This window comes from Bacillus sp. Je.9.29.b (assembly GCF_051129925.1).
Taxonomy (GTDB): Bacteria; Bacillota; Bacilli; order Bacillales; family Bacillaceae; genus Bacillus; species Bacillus safensis.
The window spans coordinates 1-25840 of sequence record NZ_JBCPSO010000006.1; the positions used below are offsets into that span (position 1 = coordinate 1).

Sequence of the window (25840 nt, forward strand, 5' to 3'; positions counted from 1 at the left end):
GTATCACCGGTTCAACTGGAACTACGGGGGCAACGGGTATTACTGGACCAACAGGTCCTACTGGTGTGACGGGTATTACCGGAGCTACTGGCTCTACCGGCGCCACGGGTATTACCGGAGCTACTGGACCTACTGGCGCAACGGGTATCACTGGGGCTACTGGACCTACTGGCGCAACGGGCATCACAGGAGCTACTGGACCTACTGGCGCCACGGGTATTACCGGAGCTACCGGACCTACTGGTGTCACGGGTATTACTGGAGCTACTGGACCTACTGGCGCAACGGGCATCACAGGAGCTACTGGACCTACTGGCGCCACGGGTATTACCGGAGCTACCGGACCTACTGGTGTCACGGGTATTACTGGAGCTACAGGTATCACTGGAGCTACAGGTCCTACCGGGGCAACGGGTATCACTGGAGCTACCGGTCCTACTGGCGTGACAGGTGTCACTGGTGTCACTGGGGCTACTGGAACAGGTGGTTTTACAGATACAGCACTTTATGCTGCTAATAGTTCTGGCCCTACCATCGTTACTGTAGCAGGAGGAACGAATATTCCTTTGCCAAACTTTCAAAACATTACTGGTTTTACAGCAAACGGCACAAGTACTGTTTTTACCGTTCTGCAAACTGGTAAATATTATATTACGTATCAAATCAACACCACTACAGCTCTTTTGATTAATACACGTTTGCTTTTAAATGGAACAACTACTATTTCAGGTTCTGTTCAATCACCTGTTATCTCAACTTCATTAATCAACAACACTGTTATTGTTAATTTAACAGCTGGTAATACCATCTCACTGCAGTTTTTTGGGGCGGTTGTCACAGCTATTTTAGTTGGCGGAGGTGGTGCTGCTGGAGCAGCCTTGACCATCATACGGCTAAGTTAAACGAAAAAAGAAAGGCTTTCTCAGCCTTTCTTTTTTATATCTTCTATTACAGTTATACAACGTTCGATATCATGAGATTGTAAAAGTTGAAAAATAGATTGGATGATTGAAAACTCTAAATTCCACCATTCTAATAACTGCAGTTTTTCGATTATTTCGGATGAAAATCGATATTTCATGAGCTGCTGGGGATTTCCTGCGACAATTGCATATGGCGGCACATCTTTTGTGATCACACTATTTGCCCCGATCACGGCCCCGTTTCCTATACATACTCCTGACATAATCGTCGCACCATATCCAATCCATACGTCATGTCCAATATGAACATCCCCTTTCGATTTGGGATGTCCTTTAATATGGGCAGCTTCTTTAAAAATTTGATTAAACGGATACGTTGTGACCCAATCAGTACGGTGTTCCCCGCCTAGAAAAATTTTCACTTCGTTTGCGATAGAACAAAACTTCCCAATATGTAATGTCGTTCCTTCCCCCCACGTCAGCACTTGGAAATCTGGCCCGGCATAAGAAAAGTCACCGATATTGTGCGCGCTCAGTTCATTTCTTTGATTCAAAAACATAGAAGATCCGGCCTCCTTAAAAGTGAGAGATCTTCGTATGTATATGCTGCTTTACGCCTTCACATTATGATTGAACAAGCGAGACAATTTGTTTTTTCTTCCATACGAGCTGATAGTAGCTGTATTGAAGGAGTAAGTTCACAAAGAAAGCAGCTGGGTAGCCAATCCATATTCCTTTAATGCCAAGAGATGTATAGTGTGATAGCACATAAGCGACTGGTACTTCTACAAGCCAAATGGAACAAATACTAAAGATCGTCGGCCAAAGAACCGTCCCGCTTGCTCTCATTGTGGCTGCAACAATTTGGGCCGTTCCAAAAATGAGATAGCTCCATAGTGTAATGACGACCAAACTATAGGCAATGTCTATCGTCTTAGGATCTGTTAAAAAGATAGATAAAATCTGCGGTGCAAAAATATAAACGAAAATAATGATACATCCGCCTATGGCAAAGTTAAGACCTAACCCAATTTTAATGACATCTTTCAGTCGATTCATATTTCCTGCACCAATGAATTGTGCTGCAAAGATCGAGACCGCAATACCAAGACTCACTGCCGGCATCTGCACATAACTTACGACTTGATTGACAACACCATAGGCAGCTGTCGCCTGTGATCCATAATCGTTGACGAAAGAAATAACGGCAATTTCTGATAAAGAAATGAGGATCATATTAATGCTTGATGGGATACTGAGCTTTAATAACGTTTTTAATAGATCCCCTTTCATCAATAAATGCTTTCTCACCGATGAATCAATGCGAAGCGGGTGCTTTGTCTTATATAAGTAGATATGTAGAATGATAAACGTCACAATTGTTGAAATCACAGAAGCATACGCAGCGCCATATAAGCCGAACGCCGGCAGTCCCAGCCAGCCAAATAATAAAATGGGCAGCATCAAAATATTCGTTGCCGTACTAATCATTAAGAAATAAAAAGGTGTTTTCGAATCCCCTGTTCCCCTCAAGAAGGTCGTATAAACAAAATAAAGAAATAAGATCGGCATTGAGATGAATAGAATTCTGGCATATGCCGCACTTTCCTTCACGATATTAGCGGGTGTTCCCATGAGGTTTAAGATGTCTGTTGCGAAAAACCCTCCAATGATCGCTAAAGATACGCCGATCAAAAAAGTGAATGAAAGCGTTGTGCCAATGATTTCTTTTAATTTCTGTTCATTTTTTGCCCCATACGCTTGTCCAATAAGGATCGAGCTTCCCGATCCAATGCCAATGGAAAAAGAAACGAGTAAAAAGAAAAGTGGAAAGAATGCAGAAATGGCAGCTACTGCATCCTCTCCAATCCATCTTCCGACAAGAACAATGGACACTAACTGTCCGATCGATTGCAAAATATTGCTTAGCAAAAGCGGGATGAGAAAAATGGACATGGTTTTTACTAAAGATTGATTGTTATCTAACGTCATGATGGTTCTCCTTCTCTCTCTAAATCTAAAGATTCTCAGCTAATATGCTGACAATACGGTCTTCTATCTCTTTCCCTTTTTCGTCATCAACAAGGTGATTTAACAAGATGGAAAAAGCGAGCGTTTTTCCGCCCTGCGTGTCAATATATCCAGATAGTGTGCTGACCGTTGTTAACGACCCTGTTTTTGCACGTACTTTTTCTAGTGTAGCTGGTTCCTTCAATCTGTTCCTTAACGTGCCCCCCACCATTCGTTCACTTGCCCCTGCTAAAGGGAGCGCATGTTCATAGGTTTTAAACCATTTTTCCTTTTGAATGTTTGTCAAAAATAAAGTGAACTGGTTAGCAGAGACAAGGTTAATAGGTGATATCCCTGATCCGTCACGCAGCACTGCAAGCGAAGGATCAACGCCAAACGCAGGAAGCCGTTCATTCATGACCTCCAGACCAGCTTCAAAGCTCCCTTTGTTCTTCACTTTTTTCCCTAGTTCCTTTAGCAAAATTTCTACATGGGTATTGTTGCTTAATTTCATCATAGGAACAAGCAGCTCTGATAATGGCATCGATGTATGGGAGGCAATTTTTTTGGCTTTTTTAGGAACTTGTTTTGATTTCAGCGGTCCCTTTACTTGAATCCCTTCCGCCTTTAACGCTCGTTTCATTAAGTCTAAAGCATAAGCGGACGGATCCCATAGAGCTACCCATTGTTTAGATGAGCTTGCTTTAATCGGAATAGTCCCAGTCAACGTAATTTTGTTGGTTCCGTGAGAGCGCTCAAAAGAAATTTTCTTTTTTCCGCCTTCTGGAACTGTTTTCACTTGATTGATGACTTGAGCGACATCCGTCTTCGGGATCATATCATATGCGGCTTTCTGTCCTGCTTTTTTTCCTGGTTTTACTTCGAGAATCACAGTCCCTGCATCATAATCTTGATTCGGTGAAGCCGTGAGAGCAGAAATTTGTGCCCCGTAATATTGATCCTCATCACTCCAAGGCAGATCAATGGAGTATCTCGTGTCATCAAACCAAGTGTCATCTGCCGCAAGCTGTCCGCGAATGGTATGTATTCCGGCCTTTTTGACTTGTTTGGCAAGTGTTGCAAAATCCTCCTTTAATAAAGTTGGATCGCCGGTGCCACGAAGATAAAGGCTGCCATGTAGCGTTTTCTTATGAATGGAACCATCCATCCAGATGTCTGTAGGGAATGTGTGTGTTTCTCCAAGTATATCAAGTGCGATGGCTGATGTGAGCAGTTTCATATTAGAAGCAGGAGTAAGACGAATATCGGCTTGATGTTCATAAAGAAGAGAGGTGTCAGAAGTATCGCGGACGCTGATGCCAGAGATCGCGCCCTCTAAATCAGGTGCTGTTCGTATGAATTCGTCTAAAGCGGTCATCCAAGTCAGTGAATCGTCACGAGCTGTGAGCTGATCATCTTTCGCTGAAAAAGGAAGAAATAAAATCGACAGGATACATAGTTGTAAAAACATGCGCTGTGAAAAACGCTTCACGCAATCCCTCCTTTATTGTTGCAGCCAATTTTAGAAGAATATGTTCATTATACACAAAAGAACGTTTGTTCTCAAAGGTTTTTTAAACAGAAAAGTCAGCTTTCTTTGACGAAAACTGACAAGCCCTTTACCTCTTTTCTGGATTCCAGCCATCGGCTCCGCCAAGAACAGCCTGAACCGTCATTTGACTTGCTTCATTTTGGGTTAAAATGGTCGACCATTTTACACGGTTTGCTGGACTGCTTCCCGCTCCTGTCGATCCAAATTCTTTGTACCTGGCCGTTCTTTCGTTGTCACGGTTATCCCAGTTATGCCATCCCTCTGCTTTCACATGATCATCCATTTTTGTATGGAGGAATGTTACAGCCGAATGAGGTCTCCACGGACGTCCTAAATAAACCGATTGCGCAGTTGCCGTCCCCTTTTTCAGCGTAGAGTCCATGAATACATAGCCGTACCTTTGCGCTTCTGTTGTGGATGCTGCAGTAATATACCCATTTCCAAGACTTTTTATTTCAGCTCTTTTAAACACAGCTGTGGCTGATCCAAAAATAAAATCGACCGTGCCTTCAATATAACAGTTTTCATAATATTGCCGCCCTGTGCCTGTTGCATAAAGTGTATCTTGATAGCCTAACACACGTATTTGTTTGAACACAGCCCGGTCACCAGACACATACAGTGCAACTGCCTGACCCGCATGTCTGCCAGCTGTATTTTGAAAGGTGATATTTTCTGCATAAAAATCGTTTGCACGAATCATTGTGCTTGAGCTGTTTGTTGTACTGCCAGTGCTTGCATTTGTATCATCATACGTAAGGATCGTCTTGTGCTGGTTTTCGCCAATAAACGATACGTGTGGTTTATTTTGCGGAAGCAGAATTTTTTCTTTATATACGCCATTTTTAATATAGATCGTTGCCGGTTGTTGATTGTCTGCTGGAATCGCATTAATGGCAGACTGAACGGTGCGGTATGTCCCGCTTCCCTTTTGATCAACGACAAGAACGCGGTTATGCCCGGCTTCTGATGCTTGAAGTGAAGCTGGGTCAAAAAGAAAGAAAGACAAGACCATGACCATCCATACGTTTCTAAATTTCATCACATATCTCCTCCTCATTTTGTGAACGTTTTCATCAAACATTCTTTTTGATCCTATTCCATACACGCACAAAAAAACACCCACGTTTTTATGTTGTGGATGTTTTTTTAGACTTTTCATATTGCATCGCATAAATCCCTTCATTTTCAATCCATTCACAAAAGAGAACATCTCGATAAGAGGAAATATGCTGCTTTTTTAATTGCTTATTCAGCCAGGATTCATCAAAGCCGGCTTCTTGTAAATCATCCTTTAAAATTTCGCCGTCAATAATAAATGTTCTAGGCAATTTCACTTCTTTTCCCTTCACGTTCACATCTTCTGCTGTGGCTGGTGCGTATTTCATTTTCGGAAGAACACTGATAGAACCGTCCGTTTCCAAAATGGCATATTCAATTTCATTCAGAGCAAAATGGCCTTTTGCGCGAACCAGTGTCTGCAGCTGATTGATATCAAGCATATTTTTCTTCAATCGGTTGTAGTGAATCTTCCCCTTATCAATTACAAGAGTAGGTCTTCCTTCTAAAAAAGCACGAATGGATTTAAAGCGCTGTGAAAGCCATTCAACTGTATAAATAAGTACGCCCCATACTGCAACAGCAAATAAAATGTGCTGAACCGTGACTTCTGGGTCAAAAATGGCGTTTCCGACCATTTCGCCTAAAATTAATGCAGAAATAAAATCAAACGGTGTGATTTGTGCAAATTGTGTTTTCCCTAATAATTTTGTAATAAAAAATAAAGCGAAAAATCCGATTAATAGTTCAATCAAAATATTAACGAACGGCACAAAAATTCCTTCCTTTCTTGCTGCAATTATATACAGCATGTACATGAAAGGAAGGATCTAAACCATTTATGAAGGCAATAAAATAAAGACATTGTCCCCTTCAACGAATGTTTCATATGTTTTAACGCATCCGTGATCTGGTGCTTGCACGTTTCCTGATGAAAGATCAATTTTCCAATCATGCATTGGACAGAAAACGTGATTGCCGCTGACCATGCCTTCAGCCAGAACGCCGCCTTTATGTGGACAGCGGTTTTCAATGGCTTTGAACTGCTTATTAGAGGTTTGAAAAACAGCTAATTCAAGTGGACCAGCTTCAACTGTTTTTCCTAGCTGGAGCGGAAAATCTGATAGGGTGCCAATGTGAACTTTAACAACTGAAACTGTCATATGATCTCATCCCTTCAATTGATTTATACGGAAGCCGTCGCTTTTTGAAATAATTGTCTCGTGTCTTTTTGGCTCTCGCGAAGCTCCTGCCAAGGCTCTTCATATGTTGAAAGCGCAATGTCCATTCTTTCGATTAAGGCTGCTCGTTTTTCATCATCCAGGAGTACTGATTGAATATGATCTAACCCAAGTCGCTCAACCCAAGCAGAGGTTCTTTCTAAATAATTTGCCGTTTCTCTGTAATATTGCAGGTATGCTGCGGCCATTTGCTCTACTTCTTCTGCTGTACTGACCTTCATTAATAAATCTCCAGCCCGCAGGTGTGTGCCGCCATTACCGCCGGCGTACAATTCAAACCCTCCATCTATCCCCACAATACCGAGGTCTTTAATTCCGGACTCTGCACAGTTTCTCGGACAAGCAGAGACGGCCATTTTTACTTTATGCGGTGTCGCAAGACCTTCAAATTTCTTTTCCAGTGCAATTCCTAGAGCCATGGAGTCCTGCGTGCCGAACCTGCAAAATTGTTCTCCAACACATGTTTTAACTGTTCTTAAAGATTTTCCATATGCATAACCCGATGGCATATCTAGATCCGCCCACACTTTTGGTAAATCTTCTTTTTTGACACCTAGAAGGTCAATACGCTGACCGCCAGTCATTTTCACAAGCGGTATTTCATATTTGTCGACGACATCGGCTATTTTCCTCAAGTCATTTGCATTGGTGACGCCGCCGTACATTCGCGGAACAACTGAATAGGTGCCATCGTTTTGAATATTGGCATGCATGCGTTCATTTACAAAGCGTGAGCTCTTTTCATCTTTGTATTCAAGTGGATGAAGCATGCCTAAATAATAATTCAGTGCAGGGCGGCATTTTGAACAGCCCTCTTCTGTATTCCAGTCAAGTACATTCATCACTTCTTTGACATGCTGCAAGCCTTTTTCTTTGATTTCATGAATGACTTCATCTCGTGAAAGAGTAGTGCAGGCGCAGATGGTTTCTTTTTGGGCTGTCCGGCTTGCATCCTCACCTAGCGTATGCCAAAGAATCTCTTCAACAACAGGCTGACAGCCTCCGCAAGATCGTGAGGCACTTGTACATTGCTTGACTTCCTGAAACGTTGTTAAGCCTTCTTTCTGAATGGCTTCCACAATCTGCCCTTTTGACACGCCATTACAGCCGCAAACAATATGGTCGTTTGCCATGCTGTCAATTGTGCTTTCTTGCGCGGGATCATTGGAGGTTAAGACAGATACCTTCTCCATATCCGACATATCTATTCCTTCTTTAATGTACGAGAATAAACGAGGTCCGTCGCTTGTTTCTCCAAACATGACGGCGCCTACTAATCGGTTTTGCTGGAAGACGAGTTTTTGATAGATGCCTTTTTGTTCGTCAAAAATCTTAATCGCTTTTTTCTCATCGTTTTCAATAAAATCACCAGCTGAAAATACATCAACTCCTGATACTTTCAGCTGTGTTGACAGAACAGAGCCTTCATATGGAGCAGGGTTCAAGCCGCATACATGCTTGGCAAGTACAGTCGCTTGATCGTATAAAGGAGCAACTAATCCGTACGTTTGTCCCCTGTGTTCCACACATTCTCCGACGGCATAAATGCCCGGGACACTTGTTTCCATAAAATCATTGACGATAATCCCACGGTTCACTTCAAGCCCGCTTATTTCTGCAAGCATTTTACTTGGTTTAATTCCCGCAGCCATGACGACTAGGTCTGTCTCAAGTGTAGTGCCGTCTGAAAATGATAATCCTTCTACTCTTGTATCTCCTAAAATCTCATTTGTCTGTTTTCCAAGCAGGAATTTCATCCCCTGTTCCTCTAATGCTTTTTGAAGAAGCTGGCCTGCAATAGGGTCAAGCTGGCGTTCCATTAAATGAGAGCCGAGGTGGATGACATTCACTTCCATGCCTAAGTTTAATAGACCGCGTGCTGCTTCAAGCCCAAGGAGTCCGCCTCCGATGACTGCTGCTTTTTTGTACATAGTAGAGGCATTGACCATTTCCTCAGTGTCTTGCAATGTACGAAAAGCCGTCACGCCTTTTTTATCACTCCCTGGAATTGGCAGGATGAATGGAAGTGACCCTGTTGCTAAAATCAATCGGTCATAATGCACGGTCCGTCCTTGATCACTGGTGACTGTTTGGTTCTCTGTATCGATCTTCACTATGGTCTCGTTTGTAAACAGTTGAATATCATGCTTTTGATACCAGTTCCAATCGTTTAACGTAATATCTTCGACCTTCGTATCCCCTTGAAGCACTTTCGATAAAAGAATTCGGTTATAGTTAGGATACGGTTCAGTCCCAAATACCGTCATGTCGAAACGTTCGCCGTCTGTTTTTAAAATGTTTTCAAGGCTTCGAATGCCGGCCATACCGTTCCCCACTAATACGAGTTTTTCTTTCATGATAAAACACCCCTCATGTGATCATTTTTTAGAAAGTACCATAATCTAAACATAGATGGAAAATACATGTTAAAATTTCTCACATAGTTTTTCATTCACGCCGGCTGACAGCTGTACAGGACAATATTTAAAGCCTGGCATTTTACTTTGCGGATCTAGTTGATCATCAATTAATTGATTAATTGATTGATGTTTGCTCCAGTGAAATGGAACAAATACGGTATCTTTTCGAATGGTGTCTGATATGCGGCATCTGATGATGACACTTCCTCTTTTTGACTTGATGGTCACGAGCTCACCATGCTGAAGTCCATACGTTTTCGCTGTGTCAGGATGAAGCTCTGCATATGCTTCAAACTGTCTGGCAACAAGAGAGGTGCTCCTTCTTGTTTGAACGCCTGTTTGGTAATGAGCCATCACCCTGCCGGTCGTTAAATAAAGAGGGTATTCTTGACTGACGGGTTCCTTTGCAGCCTTTTTTCCATGTGTGACGACGGCAAACTTCGCTAAACTGTCAGAATGTGAGAATGCATGTTCAAATAATCTTTCAGTTCCCGGATCTTCTAAATGAGTACAAGGCCACCTTATGCCTTGTTCCTTCCTCAGCCTTTCATAGGTTATGCCTGAATAATCAGCCTTTGCACCTTTCGTTACGGCTCTTATTTCCTCAAAGATCTCTTCTGCGGATGAAAAGGAAAAATGGCTGCCTTTGCCTAATACAGCTGCTATTTCACAAATGATTTGCCAATCGTGCTTTCTTTGGTGTTTAAGTGGATATGTTGCTTCTCTAAGCGTAACGCGCCCCTCTACGTTTGTCACGGTACCTTCATCCTCTAAATATGACGAAGCAGGTAAAATTACATCTGCCAGCGCAGCTGTCTCAGACATAAATAAATCAACGGCAACAAAAAAGGACAAGTTCTTGATGGCTTGCTGAACCAAGTGCGCGTTCGGCCCTGATTGGACAGGATTTGAGCACATTAAAAAGAGCGCTTTGATCTCACCTGCCTCCATTTTTTCAAACATCTCAAAAGCAGACACGCCCTTTCCTGGGAGTTCTTTTTCATCAATGTTCCATCGTTCAGCCATTTCTTTTCTGTGAGCAGAATTTGAGATATCTCGATATCCTGGAAGCTGATCTGCTTTTTGCCCATGCTCTCTTGCTCCCTGGCCATTTCCCTGGCCGGTTATTGCGCCATAGCCGCATCCAAAGCGGCCGATCTTCCCGGTAACAAGCAGAATATTCAGGAAATTACGCACAGAGGCTGTACCGTCTATTTGCTGCTCAATGCCTCTTGCTGTAAAAATCATGCCTGTCTTTTCTTGTGCAAATTTCTTTGCTATTTTCTGCATCACATCAATCGTCACGCCAGTTTGCTCAGCAACGTCTGGGAGGGAGATACGTGAGATATGCTCCTTTAGTTCTTGGAAACCTGATGTTCGTTGATGAATAAATGACTCATCGATTAAATGCTCATGCAGCATGATGTGCAATATGCCGTTTGCCAGTGCGGCATCTGACCCTGGTTTTAGGCTGACATGTAAATCGGCTAATTGGGCTGTCGGAGTTTTGCGCGGATCAATGACGATGAGAAATGCGCCATTGTTTTTTGCCTCTTCAATGTAGGGCAGGAAGGTTGGCTGACATTCCGCTATATTCGTTCCAACCAATATCAACACCCGCGCATGCTTGATGTCGCTTAGAGGAAAGGTCAGGCCACGGTCAAGTCCGAATGTTTGATTTGCGGCAGTTGCTGCCGAAGACATACATAGTCTGCCGTTATAATCGATGTATTTCGTTTTCAGCGCCACTCTTGCAAATTTCCCGAGTAAGTACGCTTCCTCATTTGTAATTGATGCGCTTCCGTACACACTGATCACATCATGGCCATGCGACAGCTGAAGGGTTTCTATGTTTGTTTTGATTTCTTCGAGAGCCTCCTGCCATGTCGCTTTTACAAATTGTCCGTTTCTTTTGATCAGCGGGTGATTCAGGCGATCTTTATGAAGCGCGTGCTGGTGTGCATGCTGTCCTTTCATGCAAAGTCTTCCGTGCGTAGTTGGATTGTGTACACCAATCGTTTGGTAGCGTGTTCGTCCTTCCACATGCTGCTCGATTAACTGCATTTTGCACTGCATACTGCAAAAAGGACATTGGGCTGGGAACACTCGCTTTTGTTCTTCCTGCTTTGATTTTTGCTGGGCATATTGTAAAAAAGATTGACTCATACCTTCACATCCTTATGACTTACATTTTCTTGTCTGCTTTGGTCAAATTGCGCACAGAGCTCTTCTCTTATTTCCTCATCAAGCAACTTTTCTCGAATAGAAATGTTTCCTTGCCGTGACAGCCAATCACCAATGGATTCTTGAAAGTAAGCATTTTTTCTATACTCTTCAAGCAGCGCTTTTAAAAAAGGAATAAGCTCACTTGAATGAGCCAAGGTGTAAAAAAGCTGGCCTCCTATATAAATGTTCCATTCACCCAGCTGCTTTTTCAGACAGATGTCATTAATTGGAGCAAGTTTACACGTGCAGGAAGCACCGGTGATATGAATGGAGGTGACAGCTGGTAAAAGTGTATCTTCCACTTGTCTTTCCAGCTCCATCACAAGTGACGTGACAGCTGGATCACTGCAGTCGCATGAAAGGATATGAGATAGTCTTTTTTTCTCATTGGGCATAATTGGCCAATGATTTTTGACGATTTGTGCTGCGTGTTTTGACACACCGATGAGCCGTATTCGTTTATGCTTTGTCAGCTCTGCCTGCTCAATCAGCCTGTTCTCTAACAAAGACGTAATGATTTTCAAAAAATCCAGATCAAGCCGGCCTCCATATAATTGAGGAATCAACATGTCTTCCTGTTCAGCAGCGCCGATTTTTTCCACCGATCCTTGAAATTGCTCGAGATAGTATTGAATGGCCGGCCGGCAGATGCCGCAGCCGTGATTCGTTTTCCATTGAAAATGTCTTCTTATTTCTTCAGCATTCACCGGCTGCTGCTTTTTAATAAACGAAAAAATAGTCTGCTCATCTACTTCTGTACATGGACAAAAAAAGGCCTGCGGTTCCGTTTGTTCATGTGATGATAACTGGCAGCAAGCACGGACGAGCTCTTGACACCCGCCGCACCCGGTTGCTGCCCCTGTCTGTTTTTTCACCTCTTCTAAGTTTGTGAGCTGATGAACCGAAATGCTTTTTAAAATCGTCCCTTTTGTAACGGTTTGACATTGGCAGACGAGGTCTTCCATTTTTAATGAATCTATTGGGGATGCTTGCTTTTCATGAAGGGATTGCATGACCACACTTTTATCACGTCCCACTTTCACATCTTGCAAAAGCTGATCGGCATTCTCCAGCTCTCCGACAAATAAAATACCTGCCAGCGCCTCACGTTCAAAGACGAATTTTTTATATACCTCTTGCTCTTCATCTAAATAAGTCACAGCTGACATAAACGGAGAATGATGTTCAATACATCCAGCAGAATAAATCGGCAAATCAGGTACTTTTAATTTTGTTGAGTAAATGGGCTTTGGTGTATGTGTAATTTTTTCCCCTAAAAGATGCTTAGCGAGCACGCTTGCTTGTTCATAAATGGGCTGAACAAGGCCATGCACCATCCCTTGGTGCTCTGCACATTCTCCAATCGCATAAATATTCGAGGTATTTGTCTCCATCACGTCATTGACAACAATGGCTTTTCTCGTGTGTATGCCATGATTCTCTGCAAGCTGTATATTCGGACGGATACCTGTTGTAAAAACTACAAGATCAGCATCCACGATGTCGCCGTTTTTCAATAGAACGCCTTCTACCCTCTCACCGCCTAAGCATGCAATGGTATGGGCATTCGTTTTCACCTGAATGCCTTTTCGCGTGAATTGTCGCTGTAATAATCCGGCGGCTGTTTCATCTAATTGTCGCTGCATGAGCCGCTCCGTATGATGAATAATGGTGGTTTCCAGCCCCGCCATCTGCAGACCAGCTGCTACCTCCACACCAAGCACGCCGCCTCCGATCACTGCTGCTTGTTGATAATGCACCGCATCCGCACAAATGGCCTCATAATCATCAATTGTCCGAAAAGCGTATATCCCTTTTTTGGACAAACCCTGAATAGGAAGAAAATTCGGCGATGAACCTGTTGCAATGACGAGCTTGTCATAGGGAATTTCCCGGCGTGCATCTGTCATGACACACTTTCGATTTGTATCGATATGTACAACTGATTCTCCTTTGTACAATGTGATGTCATGCGCGGTGTACCATTCTTTATCCTTTAGTTCAATTTGAGCTAATGATTCGCTTTTTTGTAAAATCGACGAAAGTTTTATTCGATTGTAGGCAGAGTGCTTCTCTTTTCCAATGACTGTTATGGCGTAATGTTCTGGCTGCTTTTGAATGATCTCTTCGATACATTTCATACTCGCCATGCCGTTTCCGATAAACACAAGTTTGCGTTTTGCCATCTGAAATCAACCTTTCTAAGCCTCTTGCTCGAGCACATTGTATGGATTGATTATGGCACACACTTGTAAAAAAGTGTTTATTCATGTCAATTTTTCTCACATAATACTTTCATTACATAAGTGAACTCGTTATCTTTAAGTCAGAAAATTCAATAGAGGAGGCGTTTTATGAAACTCTCAGAATTAAAATCAAGTGGTCATCCTAAGACATTGTTTGGTTCCTTTTTATATTTCGATGTGAGCTTTATGATCTGGGTTTTGTTAGGAGCGCTGGGTGCTTTTATTGCGCAAGATTTTGCTTTATCAACCGTAGAGAAGGGCATGATTGTGGCCATTCCAATTCTATCTGGATCTTTTTTTCGGATTGTGCTCGGTTTATTCACCGATCGAATAGGACCTAAAAAGACTGCAGTGATGGGAATGCTTTTAACGACCATTCCGCTCATTTGGGGGTTTATCGCTGGTACAACCCTTTCGGAGCTCGTACTGATTGGAATTTTGCTTGGAGTAGCAGGAGCAAGTTTTGCTGTTGCTTTGCCAATGGCAAGCCGCTGGTATCCTCCTCACTTACAAGGAGTAGCCATGGGGATTGCAGGCGCCGGGAATAGTGGAACACTAATCTCCACCTTATTTGGTCCAAGGCTTGCGGAGATTTACGGGTGGCATGCCGTAATGGGGCTCGCTCTGATTCCGTTAAGTCTTGTCTTTTTGTTTTTTATTTTCACTGCAAAAGATGCACCAAATCAGCCCGCTCCTCAACCGATTCGGTCGTACTTTTCAGTATTTCAAGTGAAATCGACATGGTTTTTCTGTCTGCTTTATGCAATCACATTCGGAGGGTTTGTCGGGCTTTCCAGTTTCCTCAGTATTTTCTTTGTAGATCAATATGGGGTTTCGAAGATTCATGCTGGTGATTTTGTGACCATTTGTGTGGCGGCAGGCAGCTTCTTTCGGCCTGTGGGCGGTCTCATTGCCGATAAAATAGGCGGAATGAAAGTACTGCTTGGATTATTCGGAATCATCGGCATCTGCTTAGGAGGAGTGAGCAGTCTTCCAGCTTTACCTGTGGTCATTGCGCTTTTATTTGTGGGGATGATGTGCCTTGGGATGGGGAATGGCGCTGTTTTTCAGCTGGTGCCTCAAGTATTTCATAAAGAAATTGGGATTGTGACCGGAATTGTTGGGGCTGCTGGAGGCATTGGCGGATTCTTTTTACCTAATATTCTTGGCAGTTTAAAAGAATTGACTGGCTCATATACGTTTGGCTTTTTGACCATTTCCCTTTTTGTTCTTATTGTTTTCCTCTGTTTAGTCGTATCGCAGCTTAAACGTAAAAAAGTGTTGATCAACCATACCATTTCTGAATCATAAAAAGCCATGACCACACGTTGGTCATGGCTTTTCTTTATATTGTAACACCCTTTGTTTAACCTATTTTGGCAGAACCGAACTCCCCATTAAATAACGGTCTACCTCGTGCGCCACTTGTCTACCTTCATTAATTGCCCAGACAATCAAGCTTTGCCCGCGTCTTGCATCTCCCGCTGCAAATACGCCTTCTACATTTGTTGTATATTCCCCATATTTTGCGTCAATGCGATTGTTTTTGCTGTCCACGCCAAAGTGTTTCACAAGCGGCTGTTCAGTTCCCTCAAAACCAATTGCAATAAAGACGAGCTGAGCAGGCCATACCTTCTCTGTCCCTGGAATCTCATGAAATTCAAACTTCCCTTGTTCGTTTTTCACCTTTTCCATTTGAATGGTATGAAGCTCTTTTAATTTCCCATTTTTATCTGCCACAATTTTTGTGGTTTGAATTGAATATTGACGCGGATCTTCTCCGAATTTTGCTTGTGCTTCTTCATAAGCATAATCCAGTGAGAAGACATAAGGCTGTTCTGGCCACATGTTATCCCCTACACGTGTATCCGGAAGCTTTGGATGCTTCCCGAATTGAACAACACTTTTTGCTTTTTGGCGAAGTGCAGTTGCAACGCAGTCCGCACCTGTATCTCCTCCGCCAATCACAATCACGTCTTTTCCTTTTGCATCAATGAAGTTTTTGTCTTTAAATCCTGAATCAAGCATGCTTTTCGTTGCGAGGGTTAAATAATCCATCGCAAGATGAATCCCTTTTGCTTCCCGGCCTTCAATCAATAGATCACGCTGCTTTTGTGCACCTGTACAAAGGATAACTGCATCAAACTGCTCTTTCAGTTCATCAGCAGTAATATCCACGCCGATTTCTGTGTTTGTCACAAAGTCAATGCCTTCTTGTCTTAGAAGTTTGACTCTTCGCTCGACCACTTCTTTGTCGAGCTTCATATTCGGAATCCCGTATGTCAGCAGTCCGCCAAGGCGGTCAGAACGCTCGAACACTGTGACAGCGTGCCCTGCTTGGTTTAATTGATCAGCACTTGCAAGTCCTGCTGGTCCTGAGCCGACAATGGCAATTTTCTTCCCTGTACGGCTTGAAGGGATTCTTGGTGTGATCCATCCATTTTCAAAACCTTTATCAATGATCGTGCGTTCGATATTTTTAATCGAAACAGCCGGATCATTGATAGCGACTGTACATGACCCTTCACAAGGTGCCGGACATACTCTCCCAGTAAACTCTGGGAAATTATTTGTTTTTTGCAGTCTTTCGAGTGCTTCCTTCCATCTCCCGCGATAGACAAGATCATTCCACTCTGGAATTAAATTGTAGATCGGGCAGCCAGACACGCCGCCCCTGATCTCCATCCCAATTTGACAAAACGGTGTTCCGCAATCCATACATCTAGCGCCCTGCTTTTTCAATACGTCATCTGTATAAGGAGCTGAATATTCTTTCCAGTCATTTTGACGAGTGAGAGGGTCACGTTCATTTGGCTTTTCTCTTTTATAATCCATAAAACCTGTTGCTTTGCCCATTGTCCTCTCCCCTTTCTTAATGAGCGAGGGCTGCTTTTTGCCCGTTTGCCGTTTCTTGATTTTTCGGTTTTGTGTTTGCTTCAAAGGCATACATCACCGCTTCTTCATGACTGAGGCCCGCTTGTTTTTGTTCTTCAATACTTTGAAGCATCATTTTGTAATTTCTCGGAATGACCTTGATGAATTGATCCTTTTCTTGCTCCCAGTTTTCAAGAAGTGCTACTGCTTTTGAGCTGTTTGTATAATCAAGGTGCTCCTTAATCATTTGCTTCACTTCTAGTTCTTCTTCATGATCTGTGAGCTTTTCAAACATGATCATTTCCATGTTGCACATTCTTTTGAACTGTTTTGCATCCGATGTATGGATGTAAGCCACACCACCAGACATACCTGCACCAAAGTTTTTCCCAACGTCTCCTAAAATGACGACACGTCCGCCAGTCATGTATTCACAGCCGTGATCTCCGATTCCTTCAACAACCACATGTACACCTGAATTACGAACAGCAAATCGTTCACCAGCACGCCCGTTAATATAAGCTTTTCCGCTAGTTGCGCCGTAAAATGCAACGTTTCCTACAATGACGTTTTCATGTCCATTTTGTACAAAATGATCAGAAGTTTTAACAGCAATTTTGCCTCCTGAGAGTCCTTTGCCGATATAGTCATTTGAATCACCTGTTAAATAGAGAGACATGCCCTTTGGCACAAATGCGCCAAAGCTTTGTCCAGCTGAACCAGTGAATCTGAGTGTGATCGTATCCTCTGGCAAGCCCTCTTCCCCGTAGCGCTTAGACACTTCACTGCCAGTAATGGTTCCGGCCACACGGTTGATATTGCGAATGTTCAATGATAGATCAACCGGTGTTTGATGATTCAGCGCTTCTTGCACATAAGGAAGGATTTCATTCATATCCAGCGATTCATCAATTTTATGATTTTGCGGTGTTCTGAATGTCCGCGCTCCTTCTGGCTGATAAAGCAGTGTTTCAAGGTTTAGCTGCCCTGCTTTCCAGTGAGCTTTTGCTCGTTCACTGACCGCAAGGACATCCGTACGTCCGATTAATTCATCCATTGATGTAAAGCCAAGTTCTGCTAAGATTTCTCTTACTTCCTCTGCAATAAACATCATGAAGTTCACAATATGATCAGGGTTCCCCATGAATTTTTTGCGAAGCTCTGGGTTTTGTGTGGCAACACCGACTGGGCAAGTATCTAAATGACATGCTCTCATCATCACGCAGCCCAGCACGACAAGTGGAGCTGTCGCAAAGCCATACTCTTCTGCTCCTAAAATCGCAGCCATCACAACGTCGCGGCCAGTCATTAACTTTCCGTCCGTTTCAAGAACGACTCTCTCGCGAAGACCATTTAACACAAGGGTTTGATGCGCCTCTGCCAATCCAAGCTCCCAAGGAAGCCCTGTGTGTTTAATACTCGTTTTCGGTGAAGCTCCTGTACCGCCATCATAACCACTGATGACAATGACGTCCGCAGTTCCTTTTGCTACACCTGCTGCAATCGTGCCAACGCCGGCTTTAGATACAAGCTTGACACTGATGCGTGCATCACGGTTCGCGTTTTTCAAATCATGAATCAGCTGTGCCAAATCCTCAATGGAATAAATATCATGATGCGGCGGTGGTGAAATCAATCCGACACCTGGCGTAGAACCACGTACATCGGCCACCCAAGGATACACTTTATTTCCTGGCAGCTGTCCGCCTTCTCCAGGTTTTGCTCCTTGCGCCATTTTAATTTGCAGTTCATCTGCATTGACCAAGTAATGACTTTTCACACCAAATCGGCCAGAAGCGATTTGTTTAATTGCACTTCTGCGGTCATCACCGTGTTCATCTACTGTAAAGCGGGCAGGATCTTCTCCGCCTTCTCCGCTGTTACTTTTACCGCCAATTCGGTTCATCGCAATCGCAAGTGCCTCATGCGCTTCTTTACTTAAAGATCCAAATGACATGGCACCTGTCTTAAAGCGGCGCACGATGGATTCAGCAGATTCAACCTCTTCCAGACGAACCGGCTTTTGTTTTGGCTGAAATGCAAACAAGTTTCTGAGGAAGCCGATTCTTTCTTCATCCGCTGCTTTTGTATATTGTTTAAATAAATCGTAATCTTCATTACGGCATGCCCACTGGAGCGTATGGATCGTTTTTGGGTTAAAAGCATGATGCTCTCCATTTTTTCTCCACTGGAATTCACTGCCTGATTCAAGTGTCTGGTCAGTTGCTGCTTGATACCCTGCTTCATGGCGGAGTTTTGCCTCATGAGCAATGGTGTCAAGATCAATCCCGCCAAGCTGAGAAGCTGTTCCTGTGAAATACGCTTGAATGACGTCTTCACTAATCCCGACTGCTTCAAAGATTTGCGCGCCTCTATAGCTTTGCACAGTGGAAATCCCCACTTTGGACATGACTTTGACGACACCTTCTGTCACGCTTTTACCAAACTTTGTAACAGCTTCATCAAAGCTGATCGAAATCGCTTCGTCTGCAATCAGCTGTTTGTACGTTTCATAGACAAGGTAAGGGTGAATCGCATCTGCGCCGTAGCCAATTAGTGCGGCAAAATGATGGACCTCTCTCACCTCTCCAGATTCAACGATCAGACTGACCTTTGTCCGCAGGCCTTGACGCACAAGATGCTGATGAAGTGCACTTAGCGCAAGAAGTGGTGGAATCGGTACTTTTTGTTCTGTCATTTCCCGATCTGAAAGGATTAATAAAGAGACACCTTCTCTGATCGCTTTTTCCGCCTCTTCAAACATCGCATCCAGTCCGCGCTTTAAATCATCGGTGAAAAGTGTATGAATGGTTTTGCTTTTAAAGGCATTATGAACAATCGTTTTCAAGCCGTTGAATTGTCCGCTCGTTAAGACTGGTGTATAAAGTTTAATTCTTCGGCATGAATATTCATTTGGATGTAAAATATCGCCTTCGGCACCTAACCAAGTCATGGTTGATGTCACGAGCTGCTCACGAATGGCATCAATCGGCGGGTTCGTGACTTGTGCAAACAGCTGCTTAAAATAATGAAAAAGAGACTGCGCACGATCTGATAACACAGCAAGCGGTGTGTCACTTCCCATTGAACCGATTGGGTCCTTGCCTTCCTCTAGTAAAGGAATTAAATACTTTTGAATGTCTTCGTACGTATAATGAAAAGCACGCTGACGTGTCAATAAATCATCCATTATACTAGAATTTTCTGAATTTTCTTCCGAGCGATTGACGTGGACCATTTCTTCATCGAGCCATTTTTGATAAGGCAGTTCATTCGCAATGGTCGATTTCACTTCTTCGTCAGAAATAATTCGTCCTTCTTCTAGATCAATGAGCAGCATTTTACCAGGCTCAAGACGATCTTTATACTTAACATCTTCTTCATTTGTGTCAATTACGCCAACCTCAGAAGAGAAAATGATATGATCATCATTTGTGACATAATATCTTGCTGGTCTCAATCCGTTTCGGTCTAAGATGGCCCCGATTTGTTTGCCGTCCGTAAAGGAAATGGCTGTTGGTCCATCCCACGGCTCCATGAGAGAACTATGGTATTCATAAAATGCCCGTTTCTCTTTTGGCATGTGCGTGTTTTCCGTCCAAGGCTCAGGAATCAGCATCATTGCTGTATGAGCAGGTGTACGGCCTGCAAGCACAAAGAATTCAAAGGCATTGTCTAAAATGGATGAATCACTTCCGTCTGCATTCAGCACTGGCAAAATCTTGTCTAAATCGTCTCCGAAGGCTTCAGATACGAATTGTTGTTCTCTTGCTCTCATCCAATTGATGTTTCCTCTTAATGTGTTGATTTCTCCGTTGTGAATTAAGTAACGGTTTGGATGGGCTCTTTCCCATGTAGGAAATGTATTTGTACTAAATCTTGAATGAACAAGTGAAAATGCAGAAACAAATGTTTCATCCTGTAGATCAAGATAAAAAGCATCGACTTGATCTGATGTTAAAAGCCCCTTGTATACGATGGTTTGACTCGACAGGCTGACAAAGTAAAATTGCTTTTCCTCTCTTGTTCCCCAGTTCTCAGCCTGCTTACGGATGACATATAGTTTTCGTTCAAATGACAAACGATCTGTGATGTTGTCGTTTGCTCCGATAAAGACCTGTCTCACAACTGGACAGCTCTTCGCTGCGACAGTACCAATTTTTCCTGGATCGACAGGAACCGTTCTCCAGCCAATTAATGTTTGGCCTTCTTGTTTAATGAACCCATTGATTTTCTGTTCGATGGCTTGACGCGTTTTTTCGTCATCATCTTTTGAAAAGAAGACCATTCCTACCCCGTAACGGCCTTTTTCAGGAAGTGCAAATTCTTTGCAGTTCTTTCTAAAGAAAGCGTCTGGCAGCTGTACCATTAAACCGGCACCATCACCTGTATACGGATCACTGCCTTGCCCGCCGCGATGATCAAGCTGGCACAGCATTTGTAATCCCTTTTTGACGATGCTATGTGTCGCCTCCCCTTTTAAATGGGCGTACAGTCCGATTCCACATGCATCATGTTCAAATTCAGGACGGTAGAGACCTTGTGGTTGTGGTAGTTGATTATAAGTCATCGTTTCTCTCCCCCGTTTAAAAGATCCGTTTTTTCACAGTAATAAAATCTCACAAACTCTGTAACTTATTTTAAGTTTTCAAATTGATATAAACAATATATAATTTAGATCAAAACAATCTCTTTTTGAGATAGATGGGTGTGAAGTGCAAAAATGGAGCTTCGTCAGTTACGTTATTTTGTAGAAGTCGCAGACCGTGAACACGTGTCAGAAGCGGCTGAAAACTTACATGTTGCCCAATCTGCCATCAGCCGGCAGATTGCGAATTTAGAAGAAGAACTTGGAGTGGCCTTATTCGAACGAGAGGGACGAAATATCAAATTAACGAAGATCGGCAGACAATTTTTAGATCATGTCAGAACTGCACTCAAAGCCATTGATTATGCGAAAGAGCAAATTGATGAATACTTAGATCCGCACAAAGGAACAGTGAATATTGGCTTTCCTACAAGTCTAGCAAGCCAAGTACTCCCTTCTGTCATCTCCGCCTTTAAGCAGGAATATCCAGAGGTCGATTTTTTACTTCGTCAAGGATCCTATAAATTTCTCATTGAAGCGGTCAAAAACCGAGATATCGATCTCGCCTTTTTAGGACCCGTACCGACAAACGATTCTCAAATAGAAGGAAATATTTTGTTTTCCGAAAGCATTTATGCCCTTTTACCGGTTAGCCACCCCTTTAGCGGACAAAGGAGTATTCATTTAAGTGATTTAAGAAGGGATCATTTCGTGTTATTTCCTGAAGGGTATGTGCTGAGACAAATTGCGGTTGATGCTTGCAAGCAGGCAGGCTATGAACCTACCATTTCATCTGAAGGAGAAGATTTGGATGCGATTAAAGGTCTCGTATCAGCAGGTATGGGTGTTACCTTATTACCCGAAAGCGCCTTTTATGAAACAACACCTCGATTTACAGTGAAAATTCCGATCGATTTTCCTCAAGTGAGACGAACGGTTGGAATTATTGCATCTAAAACGCGCGAAATGTCTCCTTCTGCCCATGATTTTTATGTGTTTGTAAAGGATTTCTTTTCTAAAATTGAACAATATAAATAATTCACTAAAACAAGACATTTCATTTGTAGAAATAATCCCTCTTTGTATATGATGGGTTACAGAACAAAAGACTATATGGAAGAAAGGTATTCGTATGAAATCAATTTTATCGTTTTTAAAGCCGTATCGGCTGTCCGTTGTGTCCATTGTCATTCTCACCTTTTTAAGCAGTATGCTCCAGCTGTATTTACCGACGTTAACAGCAGATATCGTTGATGTCGGTATCGTCCAGGGAGATATTGCTTACATATGGAAGGTTGGCGGCTGGATGGTGGCTTGTTCTTTACTCGCCATTTTGCTCACCATTTGGAAGTCTTACTTGTCATCAAAGACAGCACTTGGCTTCGGCCGTGATATGAGAAGACAGCTGTTTGTGCATGTCGAACAATTTTCATTAGAAGAATTTCAAAAGATCGGCACATCTTCCTTTATTACTAGATCAACAAATGATGTGAAACAAGTCCAAGATGTGACGATCATGATTTTACAAATGATGACGCGGGCCCCGCTCATGCTTGTGGGCGGAATTATTTTGGCTGTTTCCAGGGATGCTGTCCTGTCTCTTATCTTTTTAGCGGCCCTCCCCCTTCTTGGCGGATTTATCTATTTGGTGTCAAGAAAAGCCATCCCTCTATTTGGCCAGCTTCAGAAAAAAACAGACCGGCTGAATTTAATTATGCGGGAATCTCTTTCAGGCATCCGGGTCATTCGTGCCTTTAACCGTGTGGATGATGAAAAGGAGCGATTCCAAGAAGCCAACACGTCCTATAAGGACACTGGTCTTAAAGTCAACCGATTAATGGCTTACTTGTTTCCATTTATGCTGATCATCATGAACTTCACGAATATTGGTATTGTCTGGCTTGGTGCAAACCGAATTGATGCCGGAGAAATGGAAGTTGGGAATCTTATTGCCTTCATTCAATATGCGATGATGATTTTAATGGCACTTATTATGCTGTCGATGAGCTTTATTATGGTCCCAAGAGCACAAGCGTCAGCTAAACGCATGAATGAAGTGTTAAACATGGAACCAAAGATTAAAGACAAAGAAGAGTCTATGACTGAGCTTCACGAGCCCGCTCAATCCATTCGATTTGAGGATGTGTCATTTTATTACTCAAATGCTGAGAAACCGGCCGTTCAAGGCATCACGTTTGAAGCCAAAACTGGTGAAACGACAGCCATCATCGGAAGTACGGGTTCTGGGAAAACAACGCTTCTCCAGCTGATGACGCGCTTTTATGAAGTGACAAAAGGCCGGATTACACTAGATGGTGTAGACATTAGAGAGCTGCCTCAGGAGAAACTGAGAAACCAGATGGGCTATGTCTCTCAAAAAGCTGTTTTATTCAGCGGAACCATTGCCGAGAATGTACGCTTTGGCAAGCAGGATGCAAGCGATGAAGACGTCTGGCAGGCGCTGCGAACTGCGCAGGCCGAAGAATTTGTTTTGCAAAAAGATGGCGGAATTGATGCAGAAATTGATCAAGGTGGTTCCAATCTATCCGGCGGCCAAAAGCAGCGGCTTTCCATTGCAAGGGCGCTAGTGAGAAAACCATCATTCTATCTGTTTGACGATAGCTTTTCAGCACTTGATTACAAAACAGATGCGAAGCTGCGGGCATCATTAGAAGCAGAAAAAGCTCATGCAGCCCTCATCATTGTGGCTCAACGAATCAGCACAGTGAAGCATAGTGATAAAATCATTGTACTTGATGAAGGAAAAATTGCAGGTATCGGAACACATGAACAATTAATAAAGGACAATCTTGTATACCAAGAGATTGTCGCATCTCAGGAAGGTCAGGAGGTGAGCGAGGATGAGTAAGAAAATGTCTTCCGGCATGGGCCATAAAGGCGGCCACCCTAAAGGGCCAGTCGCAAAACCGAAGGAATTTAAGAAAACACTGCTTCGTTTGACAGGCTATTTAAAACCAAGGAAATTTCAGCTGATCATCGTCCTTATTGCAGCGATTGGTTCAACTGTCTTTAACGTCATTAGTCCAAAGCTGCTTGGGGATGCCACCTCTTCCTTATTTGACAGCTTTACGAATGGAACAGGCGTTCAATTTGATGTCATTTCACGGATTCTTTTGCTGCTTGTCGTGCTGTACGTCGTTGCTTCCCTCTTTTCATTCGTTCAGCAATATGTCATGGCTGGTGTCTCTCAACAGACCATTGCTGAATTACGGCAGGAAGCAAATGACAAGCTCACACGTCTCCCCCTTCGTTATTTTGATAAAACAACCCACGGGGACACACTAAGCCGTGTGATGAATGATATCGATAATATTAATACATCGCTTCAGCAGGCGCTCACCCAAGTGATTACTTCTGTGATTACAGTCATTGGGATTGTCGTCATGATGCTCTTCATCAGTCCGCTGCTTACGTTGCTTGTTTGTTTGACGCTGCCACTCAGCCTGTTTGCGATTCGCGGCATTACGTCATTTTCTCAAAAGCATTTTAAAGCGCAGCAAAAAGAGCTTGGCACGATCAATGGACATATTAATGAGATGTTCACAGGACATCAGACAGTTCGTGCGTATGGCTACGAAAAGAAAGCAATCGATACATTTGATGAATTAAACGAAAAGCTGTATGAATCCTCAAGGAAAGCGCAGTTCATTTCTGGTTTAATGATGCCAATGATGACCTTTATCGGGAACCTTGGCTATGTGGCAGTCAGTGTAGCCGGCGGGATTCTAGTCATTAACGGGAATATTCGTGTCGGGGATGTGCAGGCGTTTATCCAATACACACAGCAAATGTCTCAGCCTCTTGTGCAAGCATCAAGTGTCGCAAACTTAGTTCAATCGGCGATCGCTTCTGCTGAAAGGGTCTTTGAAATCCTCGATGAAGAAGAAGAAAGTACCGAAGAAGATGCGGCAATTGATCTTGCATCACTCTCAGGCGATGTGAGCTTTGAACAAGTTCAATTCGGATATGAAAAAGATCATCCGATTATTAAAGATTTGAATTTAGATGTGCAAGAAGGACAGACTGTTGCCATTGTCGGACCAACAGGCGCGGGAAAAACGACCATCATTAATCTTTTAATGCGTTTTTACGAATTAGATCAAGGCTCCATACGCATTGGCGGTGTCAAAACAACTGACCTCAGCCGTCAGCAAGTACGAGACTTATTTGCGATGGTTCTTCAAGATACGTGGCTCTTTGAAGGAACGATTTACGACAACATTGCCTATGGCAGGCAGCACGTTTCCAAAGATGATGTCATTAAAGCCGCCAAACATGCCTATGCAGATGATTTCATCCGCACGCTTCCAGATGGATATGACACACTGTTAACAGAAGATGCAGGCAACCTGTCTCAAGGTCAGCGCCAGCTGTTAACCATCGCCCGGGCCATTTTATCTGATCCAAAGATCTTGATATTAGATGAAGCAACAAGCAGTGTGGATACAAGGACAGAGATGCATATTCAAAAAGCAATGAATGAATTGATGAAAGGCAGAACGAGCTTCGTGATTGCACACAGACTTTCAACGATTAAGGATGCAGACCTTATTTTAGTCATGAAGGATGGAAGCATCATTGAAAAAGGATCGCACAGCGAACTTTTAAAACAAAAAGGCTTCTATGCAGACTTATATATGAGTCAATTTGCCGAAAATCAAGTGGGATAACATCAAAAAA

16 protein-coding genes are annotated in these 25840 nt (G+C 43.1%); 5 read left to right on the top strand and 11 right to left on the bottom strand.

The genetic code is table 11. The features are described 5' to 3' along the window. Positions 1-2 precede the first annotated feature (2 nt). Positions 3-902 carry a BclA C-terminal domain-containing protein gene (locus tag AAZR19_RS12925; RefSeq protein ID WP_434703411.1) on the top strand — a complete coding sequence of 300 codons (900 nt, stop codon included), beginning with the start codon at positions 3-5 and terminating at the stop codon, positions 900-902. A gap of 20 nt (positions 903-922) precedes the next feature. Here AAZR19_RS12925 and AAZR19_RS12930 read toward each other — a convergent pair whose 3' ends face one another. The 9 genes from AAZR19_RS12930 to AAZR19_RS12970 all read right to left on the bottom strand — a co-directional run bounded on the left by AAZR19_RS12930 (position 923) and on the right by AAZR19_RS12970 (position 13617). Then, positions 923-1483: a CatB-related O-acetyltransferase gene (locus tag AAZR19_RS12930; protein WP_226014540.1), complete on the bottom strand. Its 561-nt coding sequence runs from the start codon at positions 1481-1483 to the stop codon at positions 923-925. Positions 1484-1547: 64 nt separating this feature from the next. Next, on the bottom strand, positions 1548-2915 hold the full coding sequence (locus AAZR19_RS12935) for an MATE family efflux transporter (protein ID WP_434703414.1): 1368 nt from the start codon (positions 2913-2915) through the stop codon (positions 1548-1550). Positions 2916-2940: 25 nt separating this feature from the next. Further along, on the bottom strand, positions 2941-4425 hold the full coding sequence (gene dacB / locus AAZR19_RS12940) for a D-alanyl-D-alanine carboxypeptidase/D-alanyl-D-alanine endopeptidase (RefSeq protein ID WP_434703416.1): 1485 nt from the start codon (positions 4423-4425) through the stop codon (positions 2941-2943). 127 nt (positions 4426-4552) lie between these two features. After that, the gene (locus tag AAZR19_RS12945) at positions 4553-5527 is read right to left on the bottom strand and encodes a pectinesterase family protein (protein WP_434703418.1); all 975 of its coding nucleotides are present in this window, start codon (positions 5525-5527) and stop codon (positions 4553-4555) included. Between the two features lie 88 nt (positions 5528-5615). Further along, positions 5616-6317, bottom strand: coding sequence for a DUF421 domain-containing protein (locus AAZR19_RS12950; RefSeq protein ID WP_434703419.1), 702 nt, complete (start codon positions 6315-6317; stop codon positions 5616-5618). Positions 6318-6383: 66 nt separating this feature from the next. Continuing rightward, entirely contained in the window at positions 6384-6707 is a 324-nt protein-coding gene (nirD, locus tag AAZR19_RS12955; protein ID WP_056767019.1) for a nitrite reductase small subunit NirD, read from the bottom strand. Positions 6708-6730: 23 nt separating this feature from the next. Beyond that, positions 6731-9142 carry a nitrite reductase large subunit NirB gene (gene nirB, locus AAZR19_RS12960; protein ID WP_321161008.1) on the bottom strand — a complete coding sequence of 804 codons (2412 nt, stop codon included), beginning with the start codon at positions 9140-9142 and terminating at the stop codon, positions 6731-6733. A gap of 69 nt (positions 9143-9211) precedes the next feature. Then, positions 9212-11371, bottom strand: coding sequence for an assimilatory nitrate reductase catalytic subunit NasC (gene nasC / locus AAZR19_RS12965; RefSeq protein WP_434703421.1), 2160 nt, complete (start codon positions 11369-11371; stop codon positions 9212-9214). Then, a complete protein-coding gene (locus tag AAZR19_RS12970) occupies positions 11368-13617 on the bottom strand; it encodes an FAD-dependent oxidoreductase (protein ID WP_434703423.1) in 2250 nt (749 codons plus the stop codon). Before AAZR19_RS12970 ends, nasC begins: the two co-directional genes overlap by 4 nt. A 168-nt stretch (positions 13618-13785) precedes the next feature. Here AAZR19_RS12970 and AAZR19_RS12975 point away from each other — a divergent pair, with 168 nt between their 5' ends. After that, positions 13786-14988 carry an MFS transporter gene (locus AAZR19_RS12975; RefSeq protein WP_434703425.1) on the top strand — a complete coding sequence of 401 codons (1203 nt, stop codon included), beginning with the start codon at positions 13786-13788 and terminating at the stop codon, positions 14986-14988. A gap of 60 nt (positions 14989-15048) precedes the next feature. On the opposite strand, the gene gltD is transcribed toward AAZR19_RS12975, so the two are convergent. Together gltD and gltB are read right to left on the bottom strand one after the other, a co-directional pair. Further along, entirely contained in the window at positions 15049-16533 is a 1485-nt protein-coding gene (gltD, locus tag AAZR19_RS12980) for a glutamate synthase small subunit (protein ID WP_024428371.1), read from the bottom strand. A gap of 16 nt (positions 16534-16549) precedes the next feature. Continuing rightward, the gene (gene gltB / locus AAZR19_RS12985; RefSeq protein WP_326149480.1) at positions 16550-21121 is read right to left on the bottom strand and encodes a glutamate synthase large subunit; all 4572 of its coding nucleotides are present in this window, start codon (positions 21119-21121) and stop codon (positions 16550-16552) included. Positions 21122-21274: 153 nt separating this feature from the next. On the opposite strand from gltB, the gene AAZR19_RS12990 reads away from it, so the two are divergent. The 3 genes from AAZR19_RS12990 to AAZR19_RS13000 all read left to right on the top strand — a co-directional run bounded on the left by AAZR19_RS12990 (position 21275) and on the right by AAZR19_RS13000 (position 25830). Continuing rightward, positions 21275-22177, top strand: a complete 903-nt coding sequence (locus tag AAZR19_RS12990) for a LysR family transcriptional regulator (RefSeq protein WP_024422648.1) — start codon at positions 21275-21277, stop codon at positions 22175-22177. Between the two features lie 94 nt (positions 22178-22271). Next, a complete protein-coding gene (locus AAZR19_RS12995; RefSeq protein WP_434703428.1) occupies positions 22272-24008 on the top strand; it encodes an ABC transporter ATP-binding protein in 1737 nt (578 codons plus the stop codon). Beyond that, entirely contained in the window at positions 24001-25830 is a 1830-nt protein-coding gene (locus AAZR19_RS13000) for an ABC transporter ATP-binding protein (protein WP_345831698.1), read from the top strand. Before AAZR19_RS12995 ends, AAZR19_RS13000 begins: the two co-directional genes overlap by 8 nt. Positions 25831-25840 lie beyond the last annotated feature (10 nt).

What these genes read in the sequence shown, in the direction of transcription:
- AAZR19_RS12930 (WP_226014540.1), bottom strand. Translation starts at nt 1,483, where the DNA reads ATGTTTTTGAATCAAAGAAATGAACTGAGCGCGCACAATATCGGTGAC.
- AAZR19_RS12935 (WP_434703414.1), bottom strand. Translation starts at nt 2,915, where the DNA reads ATGACGTTAGATAACAATCAATCTTTAGTAAAAACCATGTCCATTTTT.
- AAZR19_RS12945 (WP_434703418.1), bottom strand. Translation starts at nt 5,527, where the DNA reads ATGAAATTTAGAAACGTATGGATGGTCATGGTCTTGTCTTTCTTTCTT.
- nirD (WP_056767019.1), bottom strand. Translation starts at nt 6,707, where the DNA reads ATGACAGTTTCAGTTGTTAAAGTTCACATTGGCACCCTATCAGATTTT.
- nirB (WP_321161008.1), bottom strand. Translation starts at nt 9,142, where the DNA reads ATGAAAGAAAAACTCGTATTAGTGGGGAACGGTATGGCCGGCATTCGA.
- nasC (WP_434703421.1), bottom strand. Translation starts at nt 11,371, where the DNA reads ATGAGTCAATCTTTTTTACAATATGCCCAGCAAAAATCAAAGCAGGAA.
- AAZR19_RS12970 (WP_434703423.1), bottom strand. Translation starts at nt 13,617, where the DNA reads ATGGCAAAACGCAAACTTGTGTTTATCGGAAACGGCATGGCGAGTATG.
- AAZR19_RS12975 (WP_434703425.1), top strand. Translation starts at nt 13,786, where the DNA reads ATGAAACTCTCAGAATTAAAATCAAGTGGTCATCCTAAGACATTGTTT.
- gltD (WP_024428371.1), bottom strand. Translation starts at nt 16,533, where the DNA reads ATGGGCAAAGCAACAGGTTTTATGGATTATAAAAGAGAAAAGCCAAAT.
- gltB (WP_326149480.1), bottom strand. Translation starts at nt 21,121, where the DNA reads ATGACTTATAATCAACTACCACAACCACAAGGTCTCTACCGTCCTGAA.
- AAZR19_RS12990 (WP_024422648.1), top strand. Translation starts at nt 21,275, where the DNA reads ATGGAGCTTCGTCAGTTACGTTATTTTGTAGAAGTCGCAGACCGTGAA.
- AAZR19_RS12995 (WP_434703428.1), top strand. Translation starts at nt 22,272, where the DNA reads ATGAAATCAATTTTATCGTTTTTAAAGCCGTATCGGCTGTCCGTTGTG.
- AAZR19_RS13000 (WP_345831698.1), top strand. Translation starts at nt 24,001, where the DNA reads ATGAGTAAGAAAATGTCTTCCGGCATGGGCCATAAAGGCGGCCACCCT.